The sequence below is a fragment of the Halomicrobium sp. IBSBa genome (assembly GCF_017612575.1).
Taxonomy (GTDB): domain Archaea; phylum Halobacteriota; class Halobacteria; order Halobacteriales; family Haloarculaceae; genus Halomicrobium.
In genome coordinates this window covers 1-379 of the sequence record NZ_JADPQC010000080.1, presented here as the reverse complement: position 1 = coordinate 379, position 379 = coordinate 1, and the positions used below count along the sequence as shown (strand labels likewise).

The following is a 379-nucleotide window of genomic DNA, read 5'->3' as shown; positions in this document are numbered from 1 at the left end:
CGTCCAGATACTCCATCGGCGTATAGAGGCTGATCGGCGAGCCCTCGCCGACAACTGTCGTGACCGTCGCGCCGTCCTGTTCTTCCGTCGGAAGCATGTCGGCCGTCGCGTCGACGTAATCCGGGTCAGCGTCCTTCACCGCCTGCGGCAGATTTACCCAGAGCTGGAGTCCGGTACAGGCCTGCCCATCCGCGGGGAATTCGGAGTGACGTATCCCGCTTCCGGTTGTAATTCGCATCGCATCGTTCTCGTATGCAGTGTTTGCGACGCCGAGCGAGTCTTCGTGTTCCATCCCGCCTTCGATCATGTACGAGACGATTTCGAAGCCGCGGTGGGGATGCATCGGAAACCCCGTGTCAGGGTCGATATAGAACTGTTC

Annotated in this window: 1 protein-coding gene; it reads right to left on the bottom strand. The window is 59.9% G+C overall.

All coding sequences use genetic code 11. The annotated features are described in order from the left end of the window. On the bottom strand, positions 1-379 hold a 379-nt coding region (locus IL252_RS17545), incomplete at both ends, for a pirin family protein (RefSeq protein WP_208629086.1).